This is a genomic window from Pseudomonas sp. MF09150, from assembly GCF_059862355.1.
The window spans coordinates 1,654,133-1,680,870 of sequence record NZ_JCBCUS010000001.1; the positions used below are offsets into that span (position 1 = coordinate 1,654,133).

Here is a 26,738-nt window from a genome sequence, read left to right on the forward strand (position 1 = left end):
CTTATGACAAAACGATCATTCCCACCGTGTGACCTATTGGTTAGAACTCAACACAGGTTGACGCCGCAATGACGTCAACAATCAAGCTCGCCACGCCGGCAGCGAGCACCAACGGCAGAAGCATTCTGCCCGACCTCAGGTAGAGGTCGATAGGACATAAGTACAGTCAACAAGTGAGGGAAACACCCTATGAGAAGACTTAAGCGTGATCCGTTGGAAAAAGCATTTGTACGCGGATATCACTATGGCGTTAACGGCAAATCCCGTGAGCTTTGCCCATTTACTCTACCGTCGGTACGTCAAGCCTGGATTAACGGCTGGCGCGAAGGACGCGGCGACAATTGGGACGGTATGACAGGCACTGCGGGCATCCACAGACTCAACGAACTTCACGCTGTCGGCTAAATAAGGGCACCATTCCGACACTAAAACTTGAATAGCTTGTGACTTAACCACGCACGTCCCATCCGGACGGCGGGCTTCGGCCCAGGGGCTCCTTGAAGGAGCCCTTTTTATTGGCCGCGATTCATGACGAAAGACTGCTCCCCGCCACCAGGCCAAACAGGCCTGGGCGCGCCGCTCTTAAGCCTGAGGGTTACGACTGCCGCGCAGCCAATGCCGCAATGGCATCCACCGACTGGCGAATCAACGCCGGTCCTTTGTAGATGAACCCCGAATACAACTGCACCAGACTGGCACCGGCAGCGATTTTTTCAGCCGCGTGCTGGCCTTCGGTAATACCACCAACCGCAATGATCGGCAGGCGCCCGGCCAATTCGGCCGCCAGCACCTTGACCGTGTGCGTGCTCTTGTCGCGCACCGGGGCACCGGACAGGCCGCCCGCCTCTTCACCGTGCTCCAGCCCTTCGACGCCTGCGCGGCTCAGGGTGGTGTTGGTGGCAATCACCGCGTCCATGCCGGTTTCGATCAAGGCCTGGGCCACGTCCACGGTTTCTTCATCGGTCATGTCCGGAGCGATCTTGATCGCCAATGGCACATGCTTGCCGTGACGCAGCGCCAACTCCTTCTGCCGCTCGCTCAAGGCGCCGAGCAATTGCTTGAGCGACTCGCCGAACTGCAGGCTGCGCAGGCCCGGGGTGTTGGGCGAACTGACGTTGACCGTGACGTAACTGGCGTGGGCATACACCTTGTCCAGGCAGATCAGGTAGTCATCCACCGCGCGCTCGACCGGGGTGTCGAAGTTCTTGCCGATGTTGATCCCCAACACACCCTGATACTTGGCTGCAGCCACCCGCGCCAACAAGTGATCGACGCCCAGGTTGTTGAAGCCCATGCGGTTGATGATCGCTTCAGCTTGGGGCAGACGGAAGATCCGTGGCTTGGGGTTGCCGGGCTGTGCACGCGGGGTGATGGTGCCGATCTCGACAAAACCAAACCCCAGCTGGGCAAAACCATCGATGGCCGCACCGTTCTTGTCCAGACCGGCAGCCAGGCCAACCGGGTTCGGAAAGTCCAACCCCATGACCCGCACCGGCATCTGCGCCGGCGCCTTGCACAACAGCCCATTGAGGCCCAAACGCCCACCCGCGCCGATCAGGTCCAGGGACAGATCATGGGAGGTTTCCGGGGAGAGTTTGAACAACAGCTGGCGGGCCAGGGTATACATGGGCGGGCTTGACTCGGTGGCGGCGAATAAGGCGGCGATTATAGCCGGGCCCGGGGCCTGCACGCGAGGCGCACAGTGAAATCAGCGGTGAATGGCATATGCCTTGCACCAAGGTGTACATCAGTACTTCTGCCAACGGCGGCAGGGTGCCCCTATCGATACGGACAAAGGCGTCGTCACCCGCCCTGGCTCTGCCAGGCGCTCGGGTACGGCGCTTTTTCATTGCAAGGTGGTCAGGCTCATGAATGAACTCGCAATCGGCCCGCTGGCCTGGGTCAACGGCAGCGACGCCCCGGAGAAGAGCGCCATCGACCTGGGGTTCATGGCACTGACCGACTGCGCCTCGGTGGTGGTTGCTGCAACCCAGGGCTTCGCCCAGCCCTATGGCTTGACCCTGAACCTCAAGCGCCAGGCATCGTGGGCCAGCCTGCGGGACAAACTGGTCAGCGGCGAACTGGATGCCGCCCACAGCCTGTACGGCCTGATTTATGCCGTGCACCTGGGCATCGGCGGCGTTAATGCCAGCGACATGGCGGTGTTGATGGGGCTGAACCAGAACGGCCAGAGCATCAACCTGTCGCGAGAGCTGCAAGGGCTGCAGGTGACCAGTCCTGAAGCGCTTTACCAGCACGTGCACCAACGTCGTGCAAAGCTGACCTTTGCCCAGACCTTTCCCACCGGCACCCACGCCATGTGGCTGTACTACTGGCTCGCCAGCCAGGGCATCCACCCGTTGCAGGATGTCGACAGCGTGGTGGTGCCGCCGCCGCAAATGGTGGCGCACCTGCAAGCCGGGCGCATCGACGGCTTTTGCGTCGGCGAGCCCTGGAGCGCCAGCGCGGTGCGCCAGGACCAAGGCTTTACCCTGGCCACCACCCAGGCCATCTGGCCCGACCACCCGGAAAAAGTCCTGGGCTGCACCCGCGCCTTTGTCGAGCAGTACCCCAACACCGCCCGTGCGCTTGTGATGGCGGTCCTCGAGGCCAGCCGCTTTATCGAACAAAGCCGTGAAAACCGTGAAAGTACCGCGCAGTTGCTCAGCGCCGGCGCCTACCTCGACGCCCCGCTCGACTGTATCCAGCCGCGGCTGCTGGGGGACTATGCCGACGGCCTCGGCAACCAGTGGCAAGACCCCCATGCCCTGCGCTTTCACAATGCCGGCGCGGTCAACCTGCCGTACCTGTCCGATGGCATGTGGTTCATGACCCAGTTCCGCCGCTGGGGCCTGCTGCGCGAAGACCCGGACTACCTCGACGTCGCCCGCCAGGTGCAACAGCTTGGGTTGTACCGCGAGGCGGCCACGGCGGTGGGTGTTGCGTCCTGGGGCCAGGACATGCGCAGCAGCCAACTGATCGACGGCAAAATCTGGGATGGCACAGACCCGGGCGGCTATGCACGCAGCTTCAAATTGCACGCCATGAGCGACAGCTCACCCCTTCTCGCCAGCCGCTGACAGGAGCCTTGAGCATGTTGCGAATCCTGTTGATCAATGACACCGCAAAAAAAGTCGGCCGGCTCAAGGCGGCACTGATCGAGGCCGGCTTCGAAGTGATCGACGAGTCCGGCTTGACCATCGACCTGCCGGCCAGGGTCGAAACGGTGCGTCCGGACGTGATCCTGATCGATACCGAGTCACCCAGCCGCGATGTACTGGAGCAAGTGGTGCTGGTCAGCCGCGATCAGCCGCGGCCGATCGTGATGTTCACCGACGAGCACGACCCGGGAGTGATGCGCCAGGCGATCAAGTCCGGTGTCAGCGCCTACATAGTCGAGGGCATCCAGACCCAACGCCTGCAACCGATCCTCGATGTGGCCATGGCTCGCTTTGAAAGTGACCAGGCGCTGCGTGCCCAGCTGCATGCGCGGGACCAGCAGCTGGCCGAGCGCAAGCGCATCGAATTAGCCAAGGGCTTGCTGATGAAAATGAAGCACTGCCAGGAGGAAGAGGCCTACACCCTGATGCGCCGCCAAGCCATGAGCCGTCAGCAGAAACTGATCCAGGTAGCCGAGCAGATTATCGCCATGAGTGAACTGCTTGGCTGAGCCCCCGCCCCACGCCTCAGCCGGATTGGCTCAGCTCTTGCTTTGGAAACTCCGCAGGTAACCAACGGCGGTTGCCCCACCTACGACAAAGACGTCGCACACCCTTCGCTCAGGCAGACAGGGTTGCGGCGTTTTTTCGTTTTGGCCCCACAGCCCGGGGCCGGTGGTGCGGCCGTGACGGTGCACCACCTGAAGGCTCATGACTCCTTTCGAGACTCTTTTCAGCTGAGGTGCGCGATGAATTCAAGCTTCTGGAAATCCGGCCACGCCCCGACCCTGTTCGCGGCCTTTCTCTATTTCGACCTGAGCTTCATGGTCTGGTACCTGCTCGGCCCCCTGGCAGTGCAGATAGCCGCCGACCTGCACTTGACCACCCAGCAGCGCGGCCTGATGGTCGCGACACCGATCCTGGCCGGAGCCCTGCTGCGCTTTGCCATGGGCCTGCTGGCTGATCGCCTGTCGCCAAAAACCGCCGGGCTGATCGGCCAGGTGATCGTGATCTGTGCCCTGTTCGGCGCCTGGAAACTGGGTATCCACAGTTATGAACAGGCCCTGCTGCTGGGGGTGTTTCTGGGCATGGCCGGGGCTTCATTCGCCGTGGCGTTGCCCCTGGCTTCGCAGTGGTACCCGCCGCAGCATCAGGGCAAGGCCATGGGGATTGCCGGTGCCGGCAACTCGGGGACGGTATTTGCGGCCCTGCTCGCGCCAGTGCTGGCGGCGGCTTTTGGCTGGAGCAATGTGTTCGGCTTCGCCTTGATCCCGCTGATTCTGACCCTGGTGATTTTCGCCTGGCTGGCCAAGAACGCGCCGGAACGGCCCAAGGCCAAGTCCATGGCGGACTATTTCAAAGCCCTGGGCGACCGTGACAGCTGGTGGTTCATGTTTTTCTACAGCGTGACCTTTGGCGGCTTTATCGGCCTGGCCAGCGCTCTGCCCGGCTACTTCAACGACCAGTACGGCCTGAGCCCGGTCACCGCCGGCTACTACACCGCAGCCTGTGTCTTTGGCGGCAGCCTGATGCGCCCCTTGGGCGGCGCCCTGGCGGATCGCTTCGGCGGCATCCGGACCTTGCTCGGCATGTACGGCGTAGCGGTGCTGTGCATTGCCGCAGTCGGCTTCAACCTGCCCAGTTCCTACGCGGCGCTGGCGCTGTTTGTCTGCACCATGCTCGGCCTGGGTGCCGGCAACGGTGCGGTGTTCCAACTGGTACCACAACGCTTTCGTCGCGAGATCGGCGTGATGACCGGGCTGATCGGCATGGCCGGCGGCATCGGCGGCTTTGCCCTGGCGGCGGGCATGGGAGCGATCAAGCAAAGCACCGGCAGCTATCAACTGGCACTGTGGCTGTTTGCCGGCCTGGGCATCCTGGCCTGGTTCGGTCTGCATGGGGTGAAACGTCGCTGGCGCACCACCTGGGGCTCCGCCGCCGTCACCGCGGCGCGGGTCTGAGCCGCCCATGAGCCTGCAACTGAGTCATGCCCAGGCGAGCGCCATCGGTCCTCGGCCTGAAAACCAGGACGCGCTGCGCCTGGTGACGCCGGCACCGGCGCTGGCGGCCAGCAAAGGGCTGCTATTCGCCATCGCCGACGGCGTCAGCCAATGCGCCGATGGAGGCCTGGCGGCGCGTTCGACCTTGCAGGCGTTGGCACTGGACTACTACGCCACCCCGCAAACCTGGCCCGTGGCCCAGGCTCTGGAGCGTCTGTTGCTGGCGCAGAATCGCTGGCTGCAAGCCAACGGGGGTGGCCAGCCGTTGCTGACCACCGTCAGCGCGCTGGTGCTGCGTGGCCGGCGATTCACTCTGGCCCACGTTGGCGACTGCCGGGTCTATCGCTGGCACGCCGGGCATCTGCAGCGCATCAGCGAGGACCACGTCTGGGAGCAACCCGGCATGCAGCACGTGCTCAAGCGCGCGCTGGGCCTGGATCAACACCTGGTGGTGGACTTCCTCGACGATGAGCTGCGCCAGGGTGAATGTTTGCTCATGCTCAGCGACGGGGTTTGGGCGACCCTCGGCGACACGGCCATTGCCGCGATCCTGCATGATCAGCCCGACCTCGACAGCGCCGTGCAGACCCTGGTCGCTGCCGCGCATCTGGCGGGCAGCCAGGACAATGCCAGCGCACTGCTGATACGGGTCGACACCCTGGGCGAACACTCGATCGGCGATGCCCTGATCCACCTGCAGCAATGGCCCCTGCCGCCGCCACTCAAGCCCGGCCAGGCGTTCGAGGGCTGGCAGGTCGAGGCCGTGCTCGGGCAAAGCCAGCAGTCATTGCGCTATCGGGTACGCGATGCCCAGTTGCAGCCCTGGCTGTTGAAAACCCTGCCGACTCAACTGGACAACGATCACCGGGCCGGACAAGCCCTGTTGGCTGAGGAATGGCTGCTGCGTCGGGTAGCCGGGCGCTACTTTCCGGAGGTCCACGCCAGCACCTCACGCCAGCATCTGTATTACGTAATGCGCGAATACCCGGGCAGCACCCTGGCCGAACTGTTCGCCAAAAATGGCCCGCTGCCCCTGGCGCAATGGCAGACACTGGCCCAGCGCCTGCTGCGCGTGGTGGGCTTGCTGCACCGGCGACAGATCCTGCATCGCGACATCAAGCCCGAGAACCTGTTGCTCAGCGATGACGGCGAGTTGCGCCTGCTGGACTTCGGCCTGGCCTACTGCCCCGGCCTGTGCGAGGACCCGGCCAACTTGCTGCCGGGCACCCCCAGCTACATCGCCCCGGAGGCCTTCAGCGGTGCTGCGCCGAATGCGCAGCAGGACCTGTATGCCGTGGGCGTGACATTGTACCTGCTGCTGACCGGGCACTACCCCCATGGCGAGATCGAAGCCTTCCAGCGCCCGCGCTTCGGCCTCCCGACCTGCGCCAGTCGCTATCGCCCGGATCTGCCGGACTGGTTGGCACACAACCTGGAGCGCGGGGTAAATGCCGACCCCGGCCAACGCTTCGAGACCGCCGAGGAATGGCTACTGGCCCTGGAACACGGTGAGCGCGGCAGCCTGAGCGTACGCCCGCGCCCCCTGCTCGAACGCGAGCCGCTGAAAGTCTGGCGCAGCGTGGCCCTGGCCGCCCTGCTGCTCAATCTGGTGCTGCTATTTCTGCTCCTGCACTGAAACCCCAAATCCTCCCGTAGCCGCTGCCGCGCTGAAAGAGGGCGCCGCGCCTTGATTCGGTGCATGAACAGGCGCCAGTGCGCGGAGCAACCCCGGCAAAACCCTGCCTGTGGCGACTTGGCACAAGCGCTGCATTAGTTCTACGCAACAGACATACAGCCCGACCTTCAACGACGAAGGGCAGGCTTCCCGAGAGAACGGGACCGGACAAAGGCGTCCTCGCTAGGCAACTAGCGGGACGCCTTTTTTGTTGTGCGATTTGTCGAGCCAGGCCCCACCCACCGCCTGAGCTCACGGAGAACCTGATGAAAAAACTCAAACTGGTGATGATCGGCAACGGCATGGCCGGGGTCCGTACCCTGGAAGAACTGCTCAAGCTGAGCAACGAGCTGTACGACATCACGGTCTTCGGCGCCGAGCCCCACACCAACTACAACCGCATCCTGCTCTCGCCGGTCCTGGCCGGCGAGCAGTCGTTCGACGAGATCGTGCTCAACGACCTGGACTGGTACCTGGATAACCAGATCAAGTTGCTGCTCAACCGCAAGGTGGTGCAGATCGACCGGGCCAGGCGCCGCGTGATGGCCGAGGATGGCACCGAGGCCGAGTACGATCGCCTGTTGATCGCGACCGGCTCGACGCCGTTTATCCTGCCCATCCCCGGCAACACCCTGCAGGGGGTCATCGGTTACCGCGACATCGCCGATACTCAAACGATGATCGACACCGCCAAGACCCACAAACACGCGGTGGTGATCGGCGGCGGCCTGCTCGGCCTGGAAGCGGCCAACGGCCTGATGCTGCGTGGCATGCACGTCACCGTGGTGCACATCGGCGAATGGCTGCTGGAGCGGCAACTGGACCAGACCAGTGGCCAACTGCTGCAAACCGCCCTCGAAGCCCGAGGCCTGCACTTTCGCCTGAGCGAGCAAACCCAGGCCCTGCATGATGCCGGCAATGGCCGGGTGGGCTCGGTGCAGTTCAAGAACGGCGACATCATCCCCGCCGACCTGGTGGTGATGGCCGCCGGTATCCGCCCCAACACCGAGCTGGCGGAAAAAGCCGGGATCCCGTGCAATCGCGGGATCCTGGTCAACGACACCCTGCAGACCTACGACCCGCGTATCTACGCCATCGGCGAATGCGCCAGCCATCGCGGCATCGCCTACGGCCTGGTGGCGCCGCTGTTCGAACAGGCCAAGGTCTGCGCCAACCATCTGGCACAACTGGGCTTCGCGCGCTACCAGGGCTCGGTGACCTCAACCAAATTGAAAGTCACCGGCATCGACCTGTTTTCCGCCGGCGACTTCATGGGCGCAGAAGGGACCGAAACCATCACCCTCTCCGACCCCATCGGCGGCGTGTACAAAAAGCTGGTGATCAAGGATGACGTGCTGGTCGGGGCCTGCCTGTATGGAGACACCGCAGACGGCGGCTGGTACTTCCGGCAGATCCGCGAGAACCATGGGATTGGCGAGATCCGCGACCACCTGATGTTCGGCGAAAACGCGCTGGGCGATGTCGGCCATCAAGGTCAGGACAAAGCCATGGGCATGGCCGACAACGCCGAAGTCTGCGGCTGCAATGGAGTGTGCAAGGGCACCATCGTCAAGGCGATCCAGGAGCACGGGCTGTTCAGCGTCGACGAGGTCAAGAAACACACCAAGGCCGCCAGCTCCTGCGGTTCCTGCGCCGGCCTGGTGGAGCAGATCCTGATCAACACCGTCGGCGGCGCAGCGGACGTCAAGCCGAAAAGCGAAAAAGCCATCTGCGGCTGCAGCGACCTCAACCACGGGCAGATCCGCCAGGCCATCCGCGAACAGCACCTGCTGACCATCGCCGACACCATGAGCTACCTCAACTGGCGTACGCCCAATGGCTGCGCCACCTGCCGCCCGGCGCTGAACTACTACCTGATTTCCACCTGGCCGGGTGAAGCCAGGGACGATCCACAGTCGCGGCTGATCAACGAACGGGCCCACGCCAACATCCAGAAAGACGGCACCTATTCGGTGGTGCCGAGAATGTGGGGGGGCGTGACCAACCCGTCTGAGTTGCGGCGCATTGCCGATGTCGCGGACAAGTACCAGGTGCCCATGGTGAAAGTCACCGGCGGCCAGCGCATCGACCTCCTGGGGATCAAGAAGCAGGACCTCCCTGGCGTGTGGAAAGACCTCGACATGCCCTCGGGCCACGCCTATGGCAAGTCCATCCGCACCGTGAAAACCTGCGTCGGCAGCGAGTTTTGCCGCTTCGGCACGCAAAACTCGACGCAACTGGGGATCGAGCTGGAACACGACCTGTTCAATATGTGGTCCCCGCACAAGGTCAAGCTCGCAGTCTCCGGCTGCCCGCGCAACTGCTCGGAGGCCGGGATCAAGGACGTGGGGATTATCGGTGTCGACTCCGGCTGGGAGCTGTACATCGGCGGCAACGGCGGGATCAAGACCGAGGTCGCGCAGTTCTTGATCAAGCTCAAGACCGCCGAGGAAGTCCGCGAGTACAACGGTGCCTTCCTGCAGCTGTACCGCGAAGAAGCCTTCTACCTGGAGCGCACCGTGCACTACCTGCAACGGGTCGGCATGGACCACATCAAACGCGCGGTCGTGGAAGACCCGCAGCGGCGCAAGGCACTCAACGAACGCCTGCAATTCTCCCTGTCGTTCGAGCAGGACCCGTGGAAAGAGCGCCTGCAGCAGCCGTTGCTGAAGAAAGAATTCGACCTGATCCCCCTGAACAACCTGGAGGTGCCGGCATGAACTGGCAGGATATCTGCGCCCTGGAAGACATCAACGCCCTCGGCGCGCGCATCGTCGACGGGCCCAAGGGCGCCATCGCCATTTTTCGCACCAGCGACGACCAGGTCTTTGCCCTCGATGACCGCTGCCCGCACAAGGGCGGCCCGTTGTCCCAGGGGCTGATCTACGGCAAGAAAGTCGCCTGCCCGTTGCATAACTGGCAGATCGACCTCGAATCAGGCCAAGCCCAGGCCCCCGATACAGGCTGTGCACACCAGCATGCTGCCCGGGTGGAAAATGGCCGGGTCCTGCTGGCGCTGCGGGATGCAGGCTGATGAGCCGCCAGACGACCGCTTCGACCTGTTGTTACTGCGGGGTCGGCTGCGGCGTGCTGATCGAGCATGACGGCCAGCAGATCCTGGGCGTCAGCGGCGACCCGGCGCACCCGGCCAACTTCGGCAAACTGTGCAGCAAGGGAGCCAGCCTGCACCTGACCGGCGACCTCGCGGCACGTGCGCTGTACCCGCAATTGCGCCTGGGCAAACGCCTGCCCCGCAGCCGCACCGACTGGGACAGTGCGTTGCAGCATGCGGCCAACGTGTTTGCCGCCACCATCGCCGAACACGGCCCGGACAGCGTGGCCTTCTACCTGTCCGGGCAATTGCTGACCGAGGACTACTACGTCTTCAACAAGCTGGCCCGAGCGCTGGTCGGCACCAACAATATCGACAGCAACTCAAGGCTGTGCATGTCTTCGGCAGTGGTCGGCTACAAACGCAGCCTGGGCGCCGACGCCCCACCCTGCAGCTACGAAGACCTGGAACAGAGTGATTGCGTGATGATAGTAGGCAGTAACATGGCCTACGCCCATCCAGTACTGTTTCGCCGCCTGGAACAAGCCAAGCGCCTGCGACCACAGATGAAAGTCATCGTCATCGACCCGCGTCGTACCGATACCTGCGACCTCGCCGACCTGCACCTGGCCATCCTGCCGGGCACCGATGTCGCATTGTTCCACGGCATCCTGCACCTGCTGCTGTGGGAAGGCTGGGTGGACCGCGCCTTTATCGAGGCCCACACCGAAGGCCTGGCGCCGTTGAAAACCCTGGTGCGCGACTACACCCCGCACATGGTGGCCCAGCTCTGCGGGATCAATGTCGAGCAGCTACAGGCGTGCGCGCAGTGGATTGGAACTGCGCCGAGCTTCCTTTCCCTGTGGTGCATGGGGCTGAACCAGTCCACCTCGGGCAGCGCGAAAAACAGTGCCCTGATCAATCTGCACCTGGCCACCGGCCAGATCGGCCGACCCGGTGCCGGCCCCTTCTCTCTGACCGGTCAGCCGAACGCCATGGGCGGTCGCGAAACCGGCAGCCTGTCCAACCTGCTGCCCGGACACCGCGAAGCGGCCAACCCCGAGCATCGCGCGCAAGTCGCCCACTACTGGGGGGTCGAACAGTTGCCCGAGCGCACCGGGCTTACCGCCATCGAGCTGTTCGAACAGGTGAAAAGCGGCCGCATCAAGGCGCTGTGGATCGCCTGTACCAACCCGGCGCAATCGCTGCCCGACCAGCAATCAGTTCGTGCAGCCCTCGAGGCTTGCCCATTCGTGGTGTTGCAGGAAGCGTTTCGCACCACCGAAACCGCGCCGTTCGCCGACCTGCTGCTGCCCGCCGCCAGTTGGGGTGAAAAAGACGGCACGGTGACCAACTCCGAACGCCGCATCTCCCACGTCCGCCGGGCGATCAAGGCCCCGGGCGAAGCACGCCCGGATTGGGCCATCACCGTGGACTTCGCCCAGCGCCTGGAACAGCAACTGCGTCCCGGTAAGCCAAGCTTGTTCAGGTTCACCGAGCCGGCCCAGGTATTCGACGAATACAAACACCTGACCCAAGGCCGCGACCTGGATCTATGCGGAATCAGCCATGCCCTGCTCGACCGCCTCGGGCCGCAGCAATGGCCGTTTCCATCGGGCGTCGAACACGGCACCGCGCGCCTTTATGGCGATGGCGTGTTCCCGACAGCCAATGGCCGCGCCCAGTTTGTCTGCGACCCCTACCAGGCGGCAAAGGAACAACGTGATGCGCGGTTCCCGCTGACCCTGATTACCGGTCGCCTGCGCGACCAGTGGCACGGCATGAGCCGCACCGGCACCGCCGCGCAGCTGTTCGGCCATGTCAGCGAAGCCGTACTGAGCCTGCACCCGGACGAGCTGCGGCGACATCGCCTGCAAAATGGCGATCTGGTCAGCCTCAAAAGCCGCCGCGGCAGCGTGATCGTCGCCGTGGGCAGCGACGACGGCGTACGCCCAGGCCAGGCTTTTTTACCAATGCACTGGGGCGATCGTTTTCTCAAGGGCGGCATCAACGCCGTCACCCAATCGGCGTTTGACCCATTGTCCAAGCAGCCGGAACTCAAGCACAGCGGTGTGCGCCTGGAGCCGGTGCAGCTGCCATGGCATCTGTTCGCCCTGATCGAGGGCGATGTGCAGCAACATTTCGAGGCGTTGCGGCCACTGTGCGACAGCTTTTCCTACCTGAGCCTGAGCCTCACCGGCCGTGAACGGCCTGCCCTGTTGATTCGCGCGGCGCATGCCCAGGCACCAGACCCGTTGCTGCTCAAGGACATCGATCATTTACTGGGTCTGAGCCACGGCCCTGTCCTGGCTTACGACGATCCGCGACGCGCCATCGGCAAACGGGTGCGAATCGAACAGGGGCGAATCATCGCCATCCGCCTGGCCGGTGAAACTCTGGCCCAGCACTGGTTGCACAACCTGTGGTTGGAAGGCCGCGCCGATGAACAACTGCGCCGCTGGCTGTTGGCGCCCATGAGCACCCCACCTGGGGCCGCCGGCCTGTCGTCGCCTAGCAACAAGACCTTGTGCAACTGCAAGAACGTCAGCCTCAACGCGGTTTTTGCCGGCATCGAACGTGGCCTGGACCTCGACGGCCTGAAACAGCAACTGGGCTGCGGCACCCAATGCGGGTCATGCATCCCGGAAATCAAACGTCTGCTGGCTGCCTCGGCGCAGCCGATCGCCATCACCTTGTGAGGAAAAATACATGAGCGCAAAAGTCTGGCTGGTAGGTGCCGGCCCCGGCGACCCCGAATTGTTGACCCTCAAGGCCGTCCGCGCCCTGGGCGAAGCCGAGGTGGTACTGATCGACGACCTGGTCAACCACGCGCTACTGGAGCACTGCCCCCGAGCACGGGTTGTCCATGTCGGCAAGCGCGGTGGCTGTCGCTCCACACCTCAGGACTTCATTCACCGCCTGATGCTGCGCTACAACCGCCAGGGCAAATGCGTGGTGCGCCTCAAGGGTGGCGACCCGTGCATTTTCGGACGCGGCGGCGAAGAGGCGCAGTGGCTCAGGGCACGCGGCGTGGAAGTGGAATTGGTCAATGGCATCACCGCCGGCCTTGCCGGGGCGACGCGCTGCGATATCCCTCTGACCCTGCGCGGCGTCGCCCGTGGCGTCACGCTGGTGACGGCCCATACCCAGGATGGCAGCAGCCTGAATTGGCAAGCCCTGGCGCAAAGTGGCACGACGCTGGTGATCTACATGGGGGTGGCGAAACTCGCGGACATTCGTGAGCAACTGCTCAAAGGGGGGCTTGCTGCAAAGACACCGGTGGCAATGATTGAAAACGCCTCACTGCCAGAACAGCGGGAATGCCGCTGCACCCTGGAGACAATGCACGACGCGGCACTGCATTTCCAGCTGCAGAGCCCGGCAATCCTGGTGATAGGCAAGGTTGCAGCCGCTGCAAGCATCGAGGACGCGCCCGACAGCCTGCTTGTCCAGCTTGCGTAGCGCCTGGCGAATGGCTGGCGGCGCAAGGACCAGGGCTCAAATCGCGGACAAAGAAAAACCCGGCCTAGGCCGGGTTTTTCTGAGCTACAAAGCTAATTACTTAGCTTGTGCTTCTACCGACGCTTCTACGCGACGGTTAACAGCGCGGCCAGCTTCAGTTGCGTTGTCAGCAACTGGGCGGGACTCACCGTAACCAACGGATTGAACGCGGTTCGACTCAACACCGTACTGGTTGGTCAGAACTTGCTTAACGGCGTTTGCACGACGCTCAGACAGTTTCTGGTTGTAAGCGTCAGGACCGACGGAGTCAGTGTGACCTTCAACAACGGTGGTGGTTTGTGGGTACTGCTTCATGAAGTCAGCGAGGTTTTTGATGTCGCCGTAGCTGTTGGTTTTAACCACAGCCTTGTCGAAGTCAAACTTCACGTCCAGCTCAACACGAACAACTTCAGCAACCGGAGCTTCTGGCTCTGGCTCAGCTACTGGAGCTGGTGCTGGAGCAGGTGCTGGAGCAACTTTGCCGCCGCTGCCACCGAAGTTCACGCCCAGACCAACGGTAGGAGCGTAGTCCCACTTGCCGTTGTCCAGTTTGTAGTCGGCTTCAACGCCGGCACGTGCAAACAGGTTGTCGGTGAAGTAGTACTTAACACCAGCGCCAGCAGTCAGGAAAGTCGACTGATCGCGACCGTTGTGGCCGTCGACCTCAACGTTGGTCATGCTCTTGTGAGCAACACCGCCGGAAACGTATGGACGCAGAGCGTCACCCACGGTACCAAAGTGGTACTGAGCGTTCAGGCCGAAGTTGTCGCCCTTGATTTTCTGGTTACCAGTGCCGTCGTTAGAACGGGTGTGGTTGGTCTTGTCGTAGGTAGCGTTCAACGACAGGTCGTCGGTCAGGAAGTAACCGATCGATGCGCCTGGGTTGAAGCCGTCTTCAACGTGATTAACGCTGTCGTTGTACTGTTTTTTGTAAAACAGTTCACCCTCGACCGCGCCTTGGCCTTGCGCCAGAACGCCGAACGAAGTCACGGCAACAATAGAACCAATGGCAATGCCCAAGGTGTTTTTCAGTTTCATCCGTTAAATCCCCATCTGGTGATTGTAAAGCAGTCCCACATACCGGGGGACAACTCGGCGGTAAGTCTATCAGAACTCACCTAGACGTAAGAGATATTTGCGCCGAACTAAGTTTCAGCAATGCCTGCAAATTTCTCACGCAATTTATCAAGAGCTCGTTTGTACCGCATTTTTGTAGCACTCAAACCCATATGCATGATATCCGCGATCTCCTGAAACTCCAGTTCTGCGACAAATCGTAGCACCAGAATTTCTCGGTCAATCGGATTCACATGCACCAACCAGCGGTCAAGTCCGGCCTTTTCCTCAGGTTTCGGCGCCTTCTCTTCAGACGCCTCCTCGAGGGGGTCAAGACTCAAAGCGTCCATCAATCGACGCTTTCTCCGCTCCTTTCGATACTGTGTGATGCACTCGTTGTACGTAATGCTATATAGCCACGTCTTGAACTTTGATTTGCCCTCGAAGTTCTTCAGGCCATACAGCACCTTCAGCATCACCTCCTGACAGACATCGTCCGCGTCGCGATCGTTCCCTAAATAACGTGCACAGACATTAAATAAGGTTCGCTGGTAGCGCCGCATCAACTCTTCATAGGCGCGCGTTACGTGAAACAGCTCCGCATGCGAACGCGCAACCAACTCCTCATCGGAGAGCTCGCGGGGATCGTAGCGCATGGATAACGATTGGGCTTTATTCAAAACGAGTCGGGCCGACAGTCAGGTCAATGTCCGCCGCATCCCGGACAGGGCATTTTGCGGCGGCATACATTAGCAGGGTTTGCCGGGTTAGCGGCTACTTACGTGCTGCTCCAACAGGATCCGATTGGAAAGAGAGACTAGCTCACCCTCCTCGGTCAGCAGTGTAGTTTTAACCGTGCCGATCTCTTCGATCTGACCTTCGACCTCGCCCACGCGTACTTGTTGCCCAACCTGATACAGCTCACGCACATAGATTCCCGCAAGAATCTGCCCGGCAATTTCCCGGCTTCCCAATCCCATGGCCAAGGCAACTGCCAGACCAACGGTAATCAATACAATCACGATCACATGGTTGAGCAGGTCGGTTTTGACCTCCAACTGGCTGATCGCGACCGAAATACTGATGATAATTACCAGGCCCTGGGCAATCCGCCCCAGGCCGCTGGCGTAATCCAGACCCACACCTTCTGCAGCACCGCGCACCAGGCCGTTGGCCAGTTGCGCCAGCAAAACCCCCACCAGCAGTACCAGCGCAGCACCAAAGACCTTGGGCAAATACAGCGCCAGCATGTCGAGCGTAGCTGAAACTCGCTCAAGGCCAAGGGATTCGGCAGCAGAAACCAGGAATATCAACAACACGAACCAATACACGATCTTGCCGATCAAGGTCGAGATCGGCACTTGCAACCCGGCGCGGGACAGCAGCTTGGTCAAGCCGGTGCCGCCCATCAGGCGATCCAGGCCCAGCTTGGCCAGTAATTTGGAGAGCAGCGTGTCCAGCAACTTGGCCACGACAAAACCCAGCAACAGCACCACGAGGGCGCCGAACAGGTTAGGAATGAAATTCGCTACCTTGGTCCACAACGCAGTCATCGCGGTGACGAGGCTCTGAGTCCAGAGATCAAGTTCCATATTCAATCAGCCTTATCAGCAGTGCGAGCAGTAGGTTTACGACGGGACACCGGCGCGACGTGGGCCGATCCGTTATTCAAGGCGATCATCAACGCTGGCAGCCAACGGCCCAGCAGGCTGAACAGATCACCGGCACCGACCTGGCGGTTGGCGGTTTTCAGTACGCGGCCCAGGCAAGCGTCGTCGTCACGGCTGGACGGCGTCGCTTTCAGCATGTCACGCAAAGACTGTTCAAACGGATCGTGCATACGCACCTCTCGTGATGTCTGTGAAAGACGCGATCAAATTTCTTCGGGTCACATGGCTCATTCGTCAGACCCAGCGCAAACGTCGGAATAACCACCACTGGCCCAGCGCCACGCTGGCCAACAGCAGGCACGCCACGAGGAAGCCATAGGGGCTGGCGGAAAGCGGAATGCCGCCGACGTTAATGCCCAGCAAGCCGGTAAGAAAACTCATCGGCAGGAAAATCCCGGTGATGATCCCGAAGCGGTACATGGTGCGATTCATGCGCACGCTCAAGCGCCGATCTTCGGCCTCCAGCACAAGCCCCACGCGCTCCCGGGTCAATTCCAGCTCTTCCAGGTAACGGGTCAGACTGTTGTTCAATTCGTTCCAGTAGTCGCCGTCGTCATTGGCAAACCAGGGCAATTTGATGCGGCTGAGCTGGCCGAAAATATCCCGCTGCGGCGCGAGAAAACGCTTGAGCCCGGCCGCTCGCCGACGGATCTGCAAAATGCTGCCATGCTCCGGCGTATACCGTTCGTCGGCATCCAGTTTTTCTTCTTCGCCATCGACCACTTCAGAGAGGTCGCTGACCAGATCCTGAACCTTGTGGGTCAGGTATTGCGCCATATAAAGGATGAGCTCCGAGGCGGTTTTCGGGCCCTTGCCATCGGCCAGTTGCACCAGCAACTCGTCAGTGGCTCGCAGCGGACGCAAACGCAGGGAAATCACCCGCTGGGCCGAGGCGAAGATGCGCACCGAGACCATGTCTTCCGGCTCGGCCCCGGGATTGAGGTTGATACCGCGCAAAAACAGCAGCAACTCGGAGTCCGGCAATGCCAGCAGGCGCGGCCGGGTGTTCTCCTCGAGCAGCAGGTCACAGCTGAACTCGCTCAGGCCGCTGGAGCGGCGCAGCCAGGTCTGAGTCTGTGGATGACTGCGATCCCAGTGCAGCCAAAGGCTTTCATGGGGCTGCAGTTGCAACTCGTCGAGCTCAGTCCGGGCAATCGAACGCGCACCGCCTTTACCATCCAGAATCAGGGCATGTACCAGGCCCCACTGCGCGTTTTCTTCCTCGAACATCCTCATCCCTTGCTAGGTCGACTGTTTATTCAGGCATTTTCAGCGGGCTGGGCGAAACGATCACACCATTATTGTCGGCATAGACATATTCACCCGGGCGGAATGTCACGCCGGCAAAGGTCACGGCCACATTGAGATCGCCAATGCCGCGCTTGTCGGTCTTCATCGGATGGCTGGCCAGCGCCTGGACACCGAGGTCGGTCTGCGCAATGACGTCGACATCGCGAATGCAGCCGTAGATCACCAGGCCCTCCCAACCGTTTTTCGCTGCTTTCTCGGCCAGCATGTCGCCCAACAGGGCACGACGCAGCGAACCGCCGCCGTCGACCACCAATACTTTGCCATCGCCCTTGAGATCGACCTGCTCTTTGACCAGCGAGTTGTCTTCGAAGCATTTGATGGTCACGATTTCGCCGCCGAAGGAATCTCGGCCACCAAAATTGCTGAACATCGGTTCAACCACCTGCACCAGGTCCGGATAGGCGTCGCACAGGTCGGGAGTGAGGTAATGATTCATCGAGAAACTCCTGTAACAGAAAGACCACGATTGAAGATGCCGCAAACCCGGGCACTGTATTGATGAAACGAGCCCAGACCGCGCAGGTTTAATGCTGCGGTGGGAATCATGCGACATCAGGCTCGACCATCAACGGCCGACGCCCGAAACAAGCAACACGAACACAATTCCCACTTCGTAACTGAATATGACCAAAACAGCTCAATGCGTCATATCTTAGCCGCAACCCGGGCCGAGCGAAATGCTCTTGTCAGCGCCCCGGCATCAAACCACGGCGGCCAGATCAGGTGCCGGCGTCAGCAGCAGCGCCTGCTGGTCGGTCAACCAGCGGGCAACCAACGGCCAGACTTCAACCTGCGCCGCTTTGCTCACCAGCATTTCGACATGCCCGAAATTACCGCTGAAACCCTGCTCGCGCCCCAGACAGACAAATTGTTTGTGCTCGGAACCTAGCTGCTCATAAAGCTTGCGACAGGCCCAGGTCGGGTCCTGATGATCGCCCGCGGCGCTGACGGCCAGCACCGGCATCTGGACCTCGGCCAGGCCGGCCCACCAATCCTTGTCCCTGTCGCCGAAACGTCCGAACAGGCCGTACCAGCGCATGCTTTCCAACGCCAGGCCGATCGGCTCGTCTTCCGGACCACGCTTGAGCCGCGACCCCGAGAGCTGGGCAAAGCGCTTGAGAACAAAACGACCGCCCCACTCCACCGGTGGAATCTTCAACGGCCAGTACGTGCGGCTGACCTGGCTGCCAAAAAAGGCCGCCGAGGCCACAGCCGGCTCGCCCAGGTACTGTCCGCCCAAGGCCGCGGCCAGGGTGATCCCCCCCAGGGAATGGCCGATCCAGTGCGGGACCTGCCCACTCTGCTCGCGCACGAAGGCGCCAATGACCGGCAGGTCGTAACGCGCATAGTCGGCGACACGATTCTTGCGATAGCCAGCGTTGCGCTGCGACAGGCCATGGCCACGCATCTCAGGGATCCACACATCAAAACCGGCACGGGCCAGGTATGCGCCCAGACCCAGGCCCTTGGGGGAAAACCAGAAGCGGCGGTTGGAAAAACTGCCGTGAAGCAAGATCACCGGAACACCACGAGCCTCAGGCTCATCAGCCAGGCCCAAACGGGTAACGGCGATCTCCACCGTGCTGTCCGGACTGTTACCCGGCTTCAGGCGGTACACGTCTTCACTCAGGTCGCCTCGACGTTCAGCACTGATCAAGGCGACGGGAAATAGGTTGCTGCTGCTTTGCATAATGCTCTTGCACAAAAAAGGGCGGCATCCAGATGGAGCCCGCCCTACTTGAATCTCAAAGGCCCGGCCGACACGTGGCCGGCCGGGCCTTCATTCACCGATCAGACCGCAGCCTGACCTTCAGCCAGGAAGAACCAGGTTTCCAGTACGGAGTCGGGGTTCAGCGAGACGCTCTCGATACCCTGCTCCATCAACCATTTGGCCAGGTCTGGGTGGTCCGAAGGACCCTGGCCGCAGATGCCGATGTACTTGCCGGCCTTGTTGCAGGCGGCAATGGCGTTGGCCAGCAGCTTCTTGACCGCCGGATTACGCTCATCGAACAGGTGCGCGATGATCCCGGAGTCACGGTCCAGGCCCAGGGTCAGCTGGGTCAGGTCGTTGGAGCCGATGGAGAAACCGTCGAAGAATTCGAGGAACTCTTCCGCCAGGATCGCGTTGGAAGGCAGCTCGCACATCATGATGATGCGCAGGCCGTTCTCGCCCCGCTTCAGGCCATTTTCAGCCAGCAGGTCGATCACTTGGCTGGCTTCGCCCAGGGTACGGACAAACGGCACCATGATCTCGACGTTGGTCAGGCCCATCTCGTTGCGCACGCGCTTGAGGGCACGGCACTCGAGCTCGAAGCAGTCACGGAAGGATTCGCTGATGTAGCGCGAGGCACCACGGAAGCCCAGCATCGGGTTTTCTTCTTCCGGCTCGTACAGCTTGCCGCCGATCAGGTTGGCGTATTCGTTGGACTTGAAGTCCGATAGGCGCACGATGACCTTTTTCGGCGTGAACGCAGCGGCCAGGGTGCTGATGCCTTCCACCAGCTTCTCGACGTAGAAGCCGACTGGGTCGTCATAGCCAGCGATGCGTTTGTCGACGCTGTCCTTGATTTCCTGCGGCAGGCCGGCGTAGTTCAGCAGCGCCTTGGGGTGCACGCCGATCATGCGGTTGATGATGAATTCCAGGCGGGCCAGGCCGACACCGGCGTTGGGCAACTGGGCGAAGTCGAAGGCGCGATCCGGATTGCCGACGTTCATCATGATTTTGAATGGCAGGTCAGGCATCGCATCGACCGAGTTCTTCTTGACGTCGAAGCCCAGCTCGCCTTCAAAGATGTAGCCGGTGTCGCCTTCGGCGCAGGATACGGTGACGCCCTGGCCTTCCTTCAGCAGTTGGGTGGCGTTGCCGCAACCAACGACCGCCGGGATCCCCAACTCGCGAGCGATGATCGCCGCGTGGCAGGTACGGCCGCCACGGTTGGTGACGATGGCGCTGGCGCGCTTCATCACCGGCTCCCAGTCCGGGTCGGTCATGTCGGACACCAGGACGTCGCCGGGCTGGACTTTGTCCATCTCGGAAACGTCTTTGATGATCCGCACCTTGCCGGCACCGATGCGCTGGCCGATGGCACGGCCTTCCACCAGCACAGTGCCGGTTTCCTTGAGCAGGTAACGCTCCATCACGTTGGCCTGGGTGCGGCTTTTCACGGTTTCAGGACGGGCCTGAACGATGTACAGCTTGCCGTCGTCGCCATCTTTGGCCCATTCGATGTCCATCGGGCACTTGTAGTGCTTCTCGATGATCATCGCCTGCTTGGCCAGCTCGCTGACTTCCGCATCGCTGAGGCAGAAACGGGCGCGTTCGGCCTTGTCGACATCGACGGTTTTCACCGAACGGCCGGCCTTGGCTTCGTCGCCGTAGATCATCTTGATGGCCTTGCTGCCCAGGTTGCGGCGCAGGATGGCCGGGCGACCGGCTTCAAGGGTGTTTTTGTGGACGTAGAATTCGTCGGGGTTGACCGCGCCCTGGACCACGGTTTCACCCAGGCCGTAGGCGCCGGTGATAAACACCACGTCACGGAAGCCCGACTCGGTGTCGAGGGTGAACATCACGCCGGCAGTGCCGGTTTCCGAACGCACCATGCGCTGCACGCCGGCAGACAGGGCGACCAGTTTGTGGTCGAAGCCTTGGTGCACGCGGTAGGAAATGGCGCGGTCGTTGAACAACGAGGCAAACACTTCCTTGGCGGCGCGAATCACGTTCTCGACGCCACGGATGTTGAGGAAGGTTTCCTGCTGGCCGGCGAAGGAGGCGTCCGGCAAGTCTTCGGCCGTCGCAGAGGAGCGTACGGCTACGGCGATATCGGGGTTGCCGGCCGACAGCGCGGCGAAGGCGGTGCGGATCTCGGCGTTAAGTTTCTCGGGGAATTCGGCTTCCATGATCCATTGACGGATCTGTGCGCCGGTCTTGGCCAGGGCGTTGACATCATCGACGTCCAGGGCATCGAGTGCCGCATGGATCTGGTCGTTGAGACCGCTGAGTTCAAGAAAATCACGGTAGGCCTGAGCCGTCGTGGCGAAGCCGCCGGGGACCGATACGCCGGCGCCCGCGAGGTTGCTGATCATCTCGCCCAGGGATGCGTTCTTGCCCCCCACATGCTCTACATCATGGACGCCGAGCTTATCGAGGGAAACTACGTACTCTACCAAGGTGATCTCTCCACTAACTGTGTTGGAAAAGCTCAGAAGCCGGCTGCTCGAAGGAGCAATTGCCCGCTATATGGCCTGGACCTGGAAAATAAGTGAGAATGCGGGCCATTCCAGGCCGGCAAATCGCGCCTATCATATCCAAGATTCGTCACTAGCTTAAGGCCCAAGGTGCAAATGAAACGATCTGCTTTCTTTATTTCCGACGGCACCGGCATTACGGCCGAAACCCTCGGCCAAAGCCTGTTGGCGCAGTTCGAAAACATCACCTTCAGCAAATTCACGCGGCCGTACATCGACAGCGTGGAAAAAGCGCGGGCCATGGTACAACAAATCAACATCGCTGCCGAAAAGGACGGATTTCGCCCGATCATCTTCGACACCATCGTCAATCAGGACATTCGTGAGATCCTCGCGACCTCCAATGGTTTCATGATCGATATTTTCTCGACCTTCCTCGCCCCACTGGAGCAGGAGTTGAGCGAGCACTCGTCGTATTCGGTCGGCAAGTCCCATTCCATTGGCCACAACTCCAATTACATGGAGCGCATCGAGGCGGTGAACTTCGCCCTCGACAACGACGACGGCGCCCGCACCCACTATTACGACAAGGCCGACCTGATCCTGGTGGGCGTTTCGCGCTGCGGCAAAACCCCGACCTGCCTGTACATGGCCATGCAATTCGGCATTCGCGCGGCCAACTACCCGCTGACCGAGGACGACATGGAGCGCCTGCAACTGCCAAACGCCTTGCGCGCGCACCAGCACAAGCTGTTCGGCCTGACCATCGACCCCGACCGCCTGACCGCGATCCGCAACGAGCGCAAACCCAACAGCCGCTATTCGAGCTACGCCCAGTGCGAGTTCGAGGTGCGCGAGGTGGAAAACCTGTTCCGTCGCGAAAACATCCCCCACATCAACTCCACGCATTTTTCGGTGGAAGAGATTTCGGCAAAAATCCTCGTCGAAAAAGGCGTGGAACGCCGTTTCAAGTAAGCCCCTCCCCCGTGGCGAAGGCGTTTGCGCCTTAGCCACGGCGATTTACCAGGCGCTCGCCCCGTCGCCCTGCCCCAGCGCCCGGGCCAAGGCGCCAAACCCCGCCACCAACAACCGATCATCGTCCGAGGTGTTGCAGACGCTGGCGCGAATGTATTGCGGCACGGCCGCCTGCCCCACGGCAAACGCTTCGGCGGTGGCGATCAGGTAGTGGTTGCGCTTGAGTTCAGCCTCGATTTCCGAGGCGCGCCATGGCTCGGGGACCTTGATCCAGAAATGCGGGCTACCGGGTGGACTGCGCCACTCCAGCCCCGCCAACAGGCCTTCGACCAAGGCCTTGCGCCGGCGGATTTCAGCGATCTGCTGTTGCCGCAGGGCCTCGGCCACCGGGCTTTCGATCCAGGCACAAGCCAGCTCAAGGGTCAACGGCGTGGCCATCCAGCAGGTCGCGCGAACCGCCGCCGCCAAACGGTCCACCAGCGCCACCGGCGCATGCACGAACCCTACCCGCAACCCGGCCGCCAGCGCCTTGCTCAGGCTGCCGATCAACACCGTGCGCTCGGGGGCGAAATGACTCAGGGGCGCCGGGCGCTGGTCCATCAGCACCGCATGGGCCTCATCTTCAATCAGCAGCAGATTGTGCTGGCGACCCAGTTCGGCGATGGCCTGGCGCCGGGCTGGCGACTGCACCGCGGTGGTCGGGTTCTGCAAGCTCGGGGTGCAATACAGAGCCACCACCCGATGGTTGCGGCAGGCCTCATCCAGGGCCTGCGGGAGCAGGCCCTGCGCGTCCATCTCCAGGCCGATCAGCTTGATCCCGAGCATGCGCGCGGTGCTGATCAGGCCAGGGTAGGTCAATTGTTCGGTGACCAGAGTGTCCCCGGGCTTGAGCAGTGCCATCAACGTAATGTGCAGCCCGTGCTGGGCGCCATTGACGCAAATGACCTGCTCGGCCTGCGCAGTGAAATCCTCCTGCGACAGCCAGCGCGCGCCCGCCGCACGATGACGCACCAGGCCGGCCTCGGCGCTGTAGCGGCTGAGGTCATGCAAAGTCGCAAGGTCCTGGGCCAAGGCGTGCAGCCCCTGCGCCATGAGGGCAATTTCCGGCCCGGGGATATGGGTGTTGCGGCTCATGTCGAAGCTGGCCGGCGGTTCATCGCTGACGTTGCGAAAGCCCGCATCACGCTGGCGCTCCATGCCCTGCTGACGCACGTAGGTGCCATCGCCGACCCGCGCCACCACCCGCCCCAGACGCTCCAGCTCGCCGTAGGCGCGGCTGATGGTGCCAATGGTCACTCCCAGGCTGTCCGCCAGCAGGCGATGGGGCGGCAATTTGCTGCCCGGGGCAATGGTCCCCTGAACAATGCCGTCATCGATAGCGCCGGCCAGGCGCTGGTACTTGGGGCCGACCTCCGATTCGAGTGCGGATCGGATCATTGACACCATGTCAATACTTACTTTGACAGCCATCATTTTCCCTAATAGCGTGCTTTACAGGTTCAATTACCGGAACAGACCCGCTCAATATAGAGGTCAATTCCGCTTCATGAAAGGAATCCCAGGTTGACTACCTCAACAGCCATACACAGCAACACCCGTGTCTCCAAGCCCTGGCTGGCCGGTCTGATCACCAGCGTGCTGTTTCTGATCGTCTGCCTGAGCTGGGGCACCACCTGGCTCGGCATCAAGATCGCCGTGGAAAGTGTGCCGCCCCTGACCGCCGCCGGCCTGCGGTTTCTGATCGCCTTTCCGCTGTTTCTCGGCTTCGCCCTGGTACGCCGCGAGCCGATCCTGTTTCCCCGCTCCAAGCGCTGGTTCTTCGTGTTCGTCACCCTGTGCTATTTCAGCCTGCCCTACTACCTGCTGAACTACGGCGAGATGCACGTTTCTTCCGGGCTCACGGCCTTGCTGTTCAGTTGCATGCCGGTGTTTATCCTGATTTTTTCCGCGATCTTCCTGCGGGAGAAAATCTACACCTCGCAGGTGGTCGGGATCGCCATCGGCTTTGCCAGCCTGTACATGATCATCCGCAGTCAGGGCCTGCACCTGGACCACGCCGAGCTGTTTGGCGTGGTGGCGATTCTTGCCGCCGCGGTGCTGCACGCCTTGTGCTACGTCATCACCAAGCAGCAAGGCAGCGCCATCAGCGTTATCACCTACAACACCCTGCCGATCGGCATTGCCGGGCTGATGCTGTTTGTGATCGGGCTGTGTGTCGAGAGCCCGAGTTTCGGCACGATCAGCCCGCGCTCCTGGGGCGCGCTGCTGTACCTGGGGCTGGTGGCATCGGTGGGCGGTTTTATCGTGTACTTCCTGCTGCTCAAGCGCCTGAGCCCGATCATTCTGTCGTTCGTGTTTATCATCTTCCCGGTGTTCGCGGTGATGATCGGCGCCTGGTACGAAGGGCAAAGCCTGTCGCGGGAATTGCTGATGTACTCGGCGGTGTTATTGACCGGGTTTGCCATCACCAAATTGCCGGTGGAGAAGTGGTTGTTTAAGGCCAAAGCGCCTCTGTAGCCACCGCCGAGAGGCTCGGGCCGCGTTCGGACGCTGGCCATCTTCAACGCCGTGGGTACACCTGACACGCCACGGCGTTAGGTCGGGCCAGCGCAGCCTCGCAGGCTAGGCATCAGCTACAGGGTGGATGGGCGCTGGTCAGATCACGAACAGGTCGACGAAGCGCTGCACCGGTGTGGCTTCGAGCTGTGCTTGGTCCTTGCACAGGGCGAAGATCTGCGCCGAGCGCTGGGCGGTGAAGCGGGTGGCGAGGTTGGCCTTGAACTTGTCTTCCAGCAGCGGGATGCCTTCGGCGCGGCGCCGACGATGGCCGATCGGGTATTCCACCACCACCTGCTCGGTGCTGGAACCGTCCCTGAAAAACACCTGCAAGGCATTGGCAATCGAGCGCTTGTCGGCCTCCAGGTATTCGCGGGTGTAGCGCGGCTCTTCGACCACCTGCATTTTCTCGCGCAACTGATCGATGATCGGGTGCGCGGCGTGGAATTCATCTTCGTACTGCTCGGCCACCAGGTTGCCAAACGCCAAGGGTACGGCGGTCATGTACTGGATGCAGTGGTCGCGATCAGCGGCATTGGCCAGCGGCCCGACCTTGGAAATGATGCGGATGGCCGATTCGTGGGTGGTGATCACAATGCGCTCGATCTCGTGCAGGCGATTGCGCACCAGCGGATGCAGGGTCACCGCCGCTTCACAGGCGGTCTGGGCATGGAACTCGGCGGGGAAGCTTATTTTGAACAGCACGTTTTCCATCACATAGCTGGCGTATTTCTGCGACAGGCTGAACCGGCGCTGGCCCTCGGGCTTGAGCGCCAGGTCCTTGTTGGTATGGCTGAACAGCACGTCATAGAACCCCCACTGCGGCGCGCTCAGCACCCCGGGAATCCCCATCTCGCCACGCAGGGCGATATCTGCCAGGCGCACGCCACGGCTGGAAGCATCCCCCGCAGCCCAGGATTTGCGCGAACCGGCATTCGGCGCATGGCGGTAAGTGCGCAGTGCCTGGCCGTCGACAAAGGCGTGGGACAACGCCGCCAGCAACTGCTCGCGATTGGCACCCATCAACTTGGCACTCACCGCAGTGGAGGCCACTTTGACCAGCAGCACATGGTCCAGACCCACCCGGTTGAAGGAGTTTTCCAAAGCAATCACGCCCTGGATTTCATGGGCCATGACCATCGCCTCCAGCACCGCCCGCACGGTCAGTGGCGCCTCGCCATTGGCCACGCGCTTTTGCGACAGGTGATCGGCCACGGCGAGGATGCCACCGAGGTTGTCCGAAGGGTGCCCCCACTCTGCTGCCAGCCAGGTGTCGTTGTAGTCGAGCCAGCGCACGATGCAGCCGATGTCCCAGGCCGCCTTGACCGGGTCCAGGCGATAACTGGTGCCCGGCACCCGTGCGCCGAAGGGGACCACGGTGCCTTCGACGATCGGCCCCAGGTGCTTGGTGCACTCCGGAAAACGCAGGGCCAGCAGGCCGCAGCCCAAGGTGTCCATCAGGCAATTGCGGGCGGTGTCGAGGGCTTCGGGCGAGTCGACGCGGTAGGTCAGGACGTAGTCGGCAATGTCCTGCAGGACCTGGTCGTAGTCGGGACGGTTGTTGAGGTCAACGTTGGCGCTCATGAGCGATTCACTCCA

At 61.8% G+C, this 26,738-nt stretch carries 22 protein-coding genes; 11 read left to right on the forward strand and 11 right to left on the reverse strand.

Going from position 1 to position 26,738, the window contains the following annotated elements:
• Window positions 1–189 precede the first annotated feature (189 nt).
• A complete protein-coding gene (gene rmf / locus AC19YX_RS07385) occupies window positions 190–405 on the forward strand; it encodes a ribosome modulation factor (RefSeq protein WP_020300364.1) in 216 nt (71 codons plus the stop codon).
• A 190-nt stretch (window positions 406–595) separates the two neighbouring features.
• Here rmf and AC19YX_RS07390 read toward each other — a convergent pair whose 3' ends face one another.
• Complete coding sequence (locus AC19YX_RS07390; protein WP_078471155.1) at window positions 596–1,627, reverse strand: quinone-dependent dihydroorotate dehydrogenase; 1,032 nt, start codon at window positions 1,625–1,627, stop codon at window positions 596–598.
• A gap of 241 nt (window positions 1,628–1,868) precedes the next feature.
• Here AC19YX_RS07390 and AC19YX_RS07395 point away from each other — a divergent pair, with 241 nt between their 5' ends.
• From AC19YX_RS07395 to cobA, 8 genes are all read left to right on the forward strand, one after another.
• Entirely contained in the window at window positions 1,869–3,080 is a 1,212-nt protein-coding gene (locus AC19YX_RS07395) for a CmpA/NrtA family ABC transporter substrate-binding protein (protein WP_078471154.1), read from the forward strand.
• Between the two features lie 14 nt (window positions 3,081–3,094).
• Entirely contained in the window at window positions 3,095–3,670 is a 576-nt protein-coding gene (locus tag AC19YX_RS07400; RefSeq protein WP_020300361.1) for an ANTAR domain-containing response regulator, read from the forward strand.
• Between the two features lie 237 nt (window positions 3,671–3,907).
• The gene (locus tag AC19YX_RS07405) at window positions 3,908–5,119 is read left to right on the forward strand and encodes a nitrate/nitrite transporter (protein ID WP_020300360.1); all 1,212 of its coding nucleotides are present in this window, start codon (window positions 3,908–3,910) and stop codon (window positions 5,117–5,119) included.
• A gap of 7 nt (window positions 5,120–5,126) precedes the next feature.
• Window positions 5,127–6,794 carry a bifunctional protein-serine/threonine kinase/phosphatase gene (locus AC19YX_RS07410; protein WP_500605996.1) on the forward strand — a complete coding sequence of 556 codons (1,668 nt, stop codon included), beginning with the start codon at window positions 5,127–5,129 and terminating at the stop codon, window positions 6,792–6,794.
• Between the two features lie 305 nt (window positions 6,795–7,099).
• Entirely contained in the window at window positions 7,100–9,553 is a 2,454-nt protein-coding gene (gene nirB, locus AC19YX_RS07415; RefSeq protein WP_500605997.1) for a nitrite reductase large subunit NirB, read from the forward strand.
• Window positions 9,550–9,867: a nitrite reductase small subunit NirD gene (gene nirD / locus AC19YX_RS07420; RefSeq protein WP_078471150.1), complete on the forward strand. Its 318-nt coding sequence runs from the start codon at window positions 9,550–9,552 to the stop codon at window positions 9,865–9,867. Before nirB ends, nirD begins: the two co-directional genes overlap by 4 nt.
• Complete coding sequence (locus AC19YX_RS07425; RefSeq protein WP_500605998.1) at window positions 9,867–12,584, forward strand: nitrate reductase; 2,718 nt, start codon at window positions 9,867–9,869, stop codon at window positions 12,582–12,584. The genes nirD and AC19YX_RS07425 overlap by 1 nt, the downstream gene beginning before the upstream one ends.
• Before the next feature lie 10 nt (window positions 12,585–12,594).
• On the forward strand, window positions 12,595–13,347 hold the full coding sequence (gene cobA, locus AC19YX_RS07430) for a uroporphyrinogen-III C-methyltransferase (protein ID WP_500605999.1): 753 nt from the start codon (window positions 12,595–12,597) through the stop codon (window positions 13,345–13,347).
• A 96-nt stretch (window positions 13,348–13,443) separates the two neighbouring features.
• Here the strand turns inward: cobA and AC19YX_RS07435 are convergent, their stop codons facing one another.
• The 8 genes from AC19YX_RS07435 to ppsA all read right to left on the reverse strand — a co-directional run bounded on the left by AC19YX_RS07435 (window position 13,444) and on the right by ppsA (window position 21,590).
• Window positions 13,444–14,424 carry an OmpA family protein gene (locus AC19YX_RS07435; RefSeq protein ID WP_078471147.1) on the reverse strand — a complete coding sequence of 327 codons (981 nt, stop codon included), beginning with the start codon at window positions 14,422–14,424 and terminating at the stop codon, window positions 13,444–13,446.
• A 107-nt stretch (window positions 14,425–14,531) separates the two neighbouring features.
• Window positions 14,532–15,122, reverse strand: coding sequence for an RNA polymerase sigma factor SigX (gene sigX / locus AC19YX_RS07440; protein ID WP_102047916.1), 591 nt, complete (start codon window positions 15,120–15,122; stop codon window positions 14,532–14,534).
• Window positions 15,123–15,209: 87 nt separating this feature from the next.
• The gene (locus AC19YX_RS07445) at window positions 15,210–16,034 is read right to left on the reverse strand and encodes a mechanosensitive ion channel family protein (protein ID WP_016964357.1); all 825 of its coding nucleotides are present in this window, start codon (window positions 16,032–16,034) and stop codon (window positions 15,210–15,212) included.
• Between the two features lie 2 nt (window positions 16,035–16,036).
• Complete coding sequence (locus AC19YX_RS07450) at window positions 16,037–16,282, reverse strand: hypothetical protein (protein WP_020300352.1); 246 nt, start codon at window positions 16,280–16,282, stop codon at window positions 16,037–16,039.
• Between the two features lie 64 nt (window positions 16,283–16,346).
• Entirely contained in the window at window positions 16,347–17,342 is a 996-nt protein-coding gene (gene cmaX, locus AC19YX_RS07455; protein ID WP_020300351.1) for a divalent cation transporter CmaX, read from the reverse strand.
• Between the two features lie 25 nt (window positions 17,343–17,367).
• On the reverse strand, window positions 17,368–17,859 hold the full coding sequence (gene rraA, locus AC19YX_RS07460; protein WP_020300350.1) for a ribonuclease E activity regulator RraA: 492 nt from the start codon (window positions 17,857–17,859) through the stop codon (window positions 17,368–17,370).
• A 264-nt stretch (window positions 17,860–18,123) separates the two neighbouring features.
• Complete coding sequence (locus tag AC19YX_RS07465; RefSeq protein WP_500606000.1) at window positions 18,124–19,113, reverse strand: alpha/beta fold hydrolase; 990 nt, start codon at window positions 19,111–19,113, stop codon at window positions 18,124–18,126.
• A 101-nt stretch (window positions 19,114–19,214) separates the two neighbouring features.
• Window positions 19,215–21,590 (reverse strand): phosphoenolpyruvate synthase, encoded by a 2,376-nt coding sequence (ppsA, locus tag AC19YX_RS07470; protein ID WP_020300348.1) that lies wholly within the window; start codon window positions 21,588–21,590, stop codon window positions 19,215–19,217.
• A gap of 174 nt (window positions 21,591–21,764) precedes the next feature.
• Here ppsA and ppsR point away from each other — a divergent pair, with 174 nt between their 5' ends.
• The gene (ppsR, locus tag AC19YX_RS07475; RefSeq protein WP_020300346.1) at window positions 21,765–22,583 is read left to right on the forward strand and encodes a posphoenolpyruvate synthetase regulatory kinase/phosphorylase PpsR; all 819 of its coding nucleotides are present in this window, start codon (window positions 21,765–21,767) and stop codon (window positions 22,581–22,583) included.
• A 45-nt stretch (window positions 22,584–22,628) separates the two neighbouring features.
• Here the strand turns inward: ppsR and AC19YX_RS07480 are convergent, their stop codons facing one another.
• Window positions 22,629–24,053, reverse strand: a complete 1,425-nt coding sequence (locus tag AC19YX_RS07480) for an aminotransferase-like domain-containing protein (protein ID WP_500606001.1) — start codon at window positions 24,051–24,053, stop codon at window positions 22,629–22,631.
• Window positions 24,054–24,197: 144 nt separating this feature from the next.
• Between AC19YX_RS07480 and AC19YX_RS07485 the strand changes: the two genes are divergently transcribed.
• Window positions 24,198–25,100: a DMT family transporter gene (locus tag AC19YX_RS07485; protein ID WP_500606141.1), complete on the forward strand. Its 903-nt coding sequence runs from the start codon at window positions 24,198–24,200 to the stop codon at window positions 25,098–25,100.
• Window positions 25,101–25,238: 138 nt separating this feature from the next.
• Here AC19YX_RS07485 and prpD read toward each other — a convergent pair whose 3' ends face one another.
• On the reverse strand, window positions 25,239–26,723 hold the full coding sequence (gene prpD / locus AC19YX_RS07490) for a 2-methylcitrate dehydratase (RefSeq protein WP_500606002.1): 1,485 nt from the start codon (window positions 26,721–26,723) through the stop codon (window positions 25,239–25,241).
• Window positions 26,724–26,738 lie beyond the last annotated feature (15 nt).

Bases quoted from the DNA above. Each gene is read 5' to 3' on its own strand.
- rmf (WP_020300364.1), top strand. From the start codon at position 190: ATGAGAAGACTTAAGCGTGATCCGTTGGAAAAAGCATTTGTACGCGGA.
- AC19YX_RS07390 (WP_078471155.1), bottom strand. From the start codon at position 1,627: ATGTATACCCTGGCCCGCCAGCTGTTGTTCAAACTCTCCCCGGAAACC.
- AC19YX_RS07395 (WP_078471154.1), top strand. From the start codon at position 1,869: ATGAATGAACTCGCAATCGGCCCGCTGGCCTGGGTCAACGGCAGCGAC.
- AC19YX_RS07400 (WP_020300361.1), top strand. From the start codon at position 3,095: ATGTTGCGAATCCTGTTGATCAATGACACCGCAAAAAAAGTCGGCCGG.
- AC19YX_RS07405 (WP_020300360.1), top strand. From the start codon at position 3,908: ATGAATTCAAGCTTCTGGAAATCCGGCCACGCCCCGACCCTGTTCGCG.
- AC19YX_RS07410 (WP_500605996.1), top strand. From the start codon at position 5,127: ATGAGCCTGCAACTGAGTCATGCCCAGGCGAGCGCCATCGGTCCTCGG.
- nirB (WP_500605997.1), top strand. From the start codon at position 7,100: ATGAAAAAACTCAAACTGGTGATGATCGGCAACGGCATGGCCGGGGTC.
- nirD (WP_078471150.1), top strand. From the start codon at position 9,550: ATGAACTGGCAGGATATCTGCGCCCTGGAAGACATCAACGCCCTCGGC.
- AC19YX_RS07425 (WP_500605998.1), top strand. From the start codon at position 9,867: ATGAGCCGCCAGACGACCGCTTCGACCTGTTGTTACTGCGGGGTCGGC.
- cobA (WP_500605999.1), top strand. From the start codon at position 12,595: ATGAGCGCAAAAGTCTGGCTGGTAGGTGCCGGCCCCGGCGACCCCGAA.
- AC19YX_RS07435 (WP_078471147.1), bottom strand. From the start codon at position 14,424: ATGAAACTGAAAAACACCTTGGGCATTGCCATTGGTTCTATTGTTGCC.
- AC19YX_RS07445 (WP_016964357.1), bottom strand. From the start codon at position 16,034: ATGGAACTTGATCTCTGGACTCAGAGCCTCGTCACCGCGATGACTGCG.
- AC19YX_RS07450 (WP_020300352.1), bottom strand. From the start codon at position 16,282: ATGCACGATCCGTTTGAACAGTCTTTGCGTGACATGCTGAAAGCGACG.
- cmaX (WP_020300351.1), bottom strand. From the start codon at position 17,342: ATGTTCGAGGAAGAAAACGCGCAGTGGGGCCTGGTACATGCCCTGATT.
- rraA (WP_020300350.1), bottom strand. From the start codon at position 17,859: ATGAATCATTACCTCACTCCCGACCTGTGCGACGCCTATCCGGACCTG.
- AC19YX_RS07465 (WP_500606000.1), bottom strand. From the start codon at position 19,113: ATGCAAAGCAGCAGCAACCTATTTCCCGTCGCCTTGATCAGTGCTGAA.
- ppsR (WP_020300346.1), top strand. From the start codon at position 21,765: ATGAAACGATCTGCTTTCTTTATTTCCGACGGCACCGGCATTACGGCC.
- AC19YX_RS07480 (WP_500606001.1), bottom strand. From the start codon at position 24,053: ATGGCTGTCAAAGTAAGTATTGACATGGTGTCAATGATCCGATCCGCA.
- prpD (WP_500606002.1), bottom strand. From the start codon at position 26,723: ATGAGCGCCAACGTTGACCTCAACAACCGTCCCGACTACGACCAGGTC.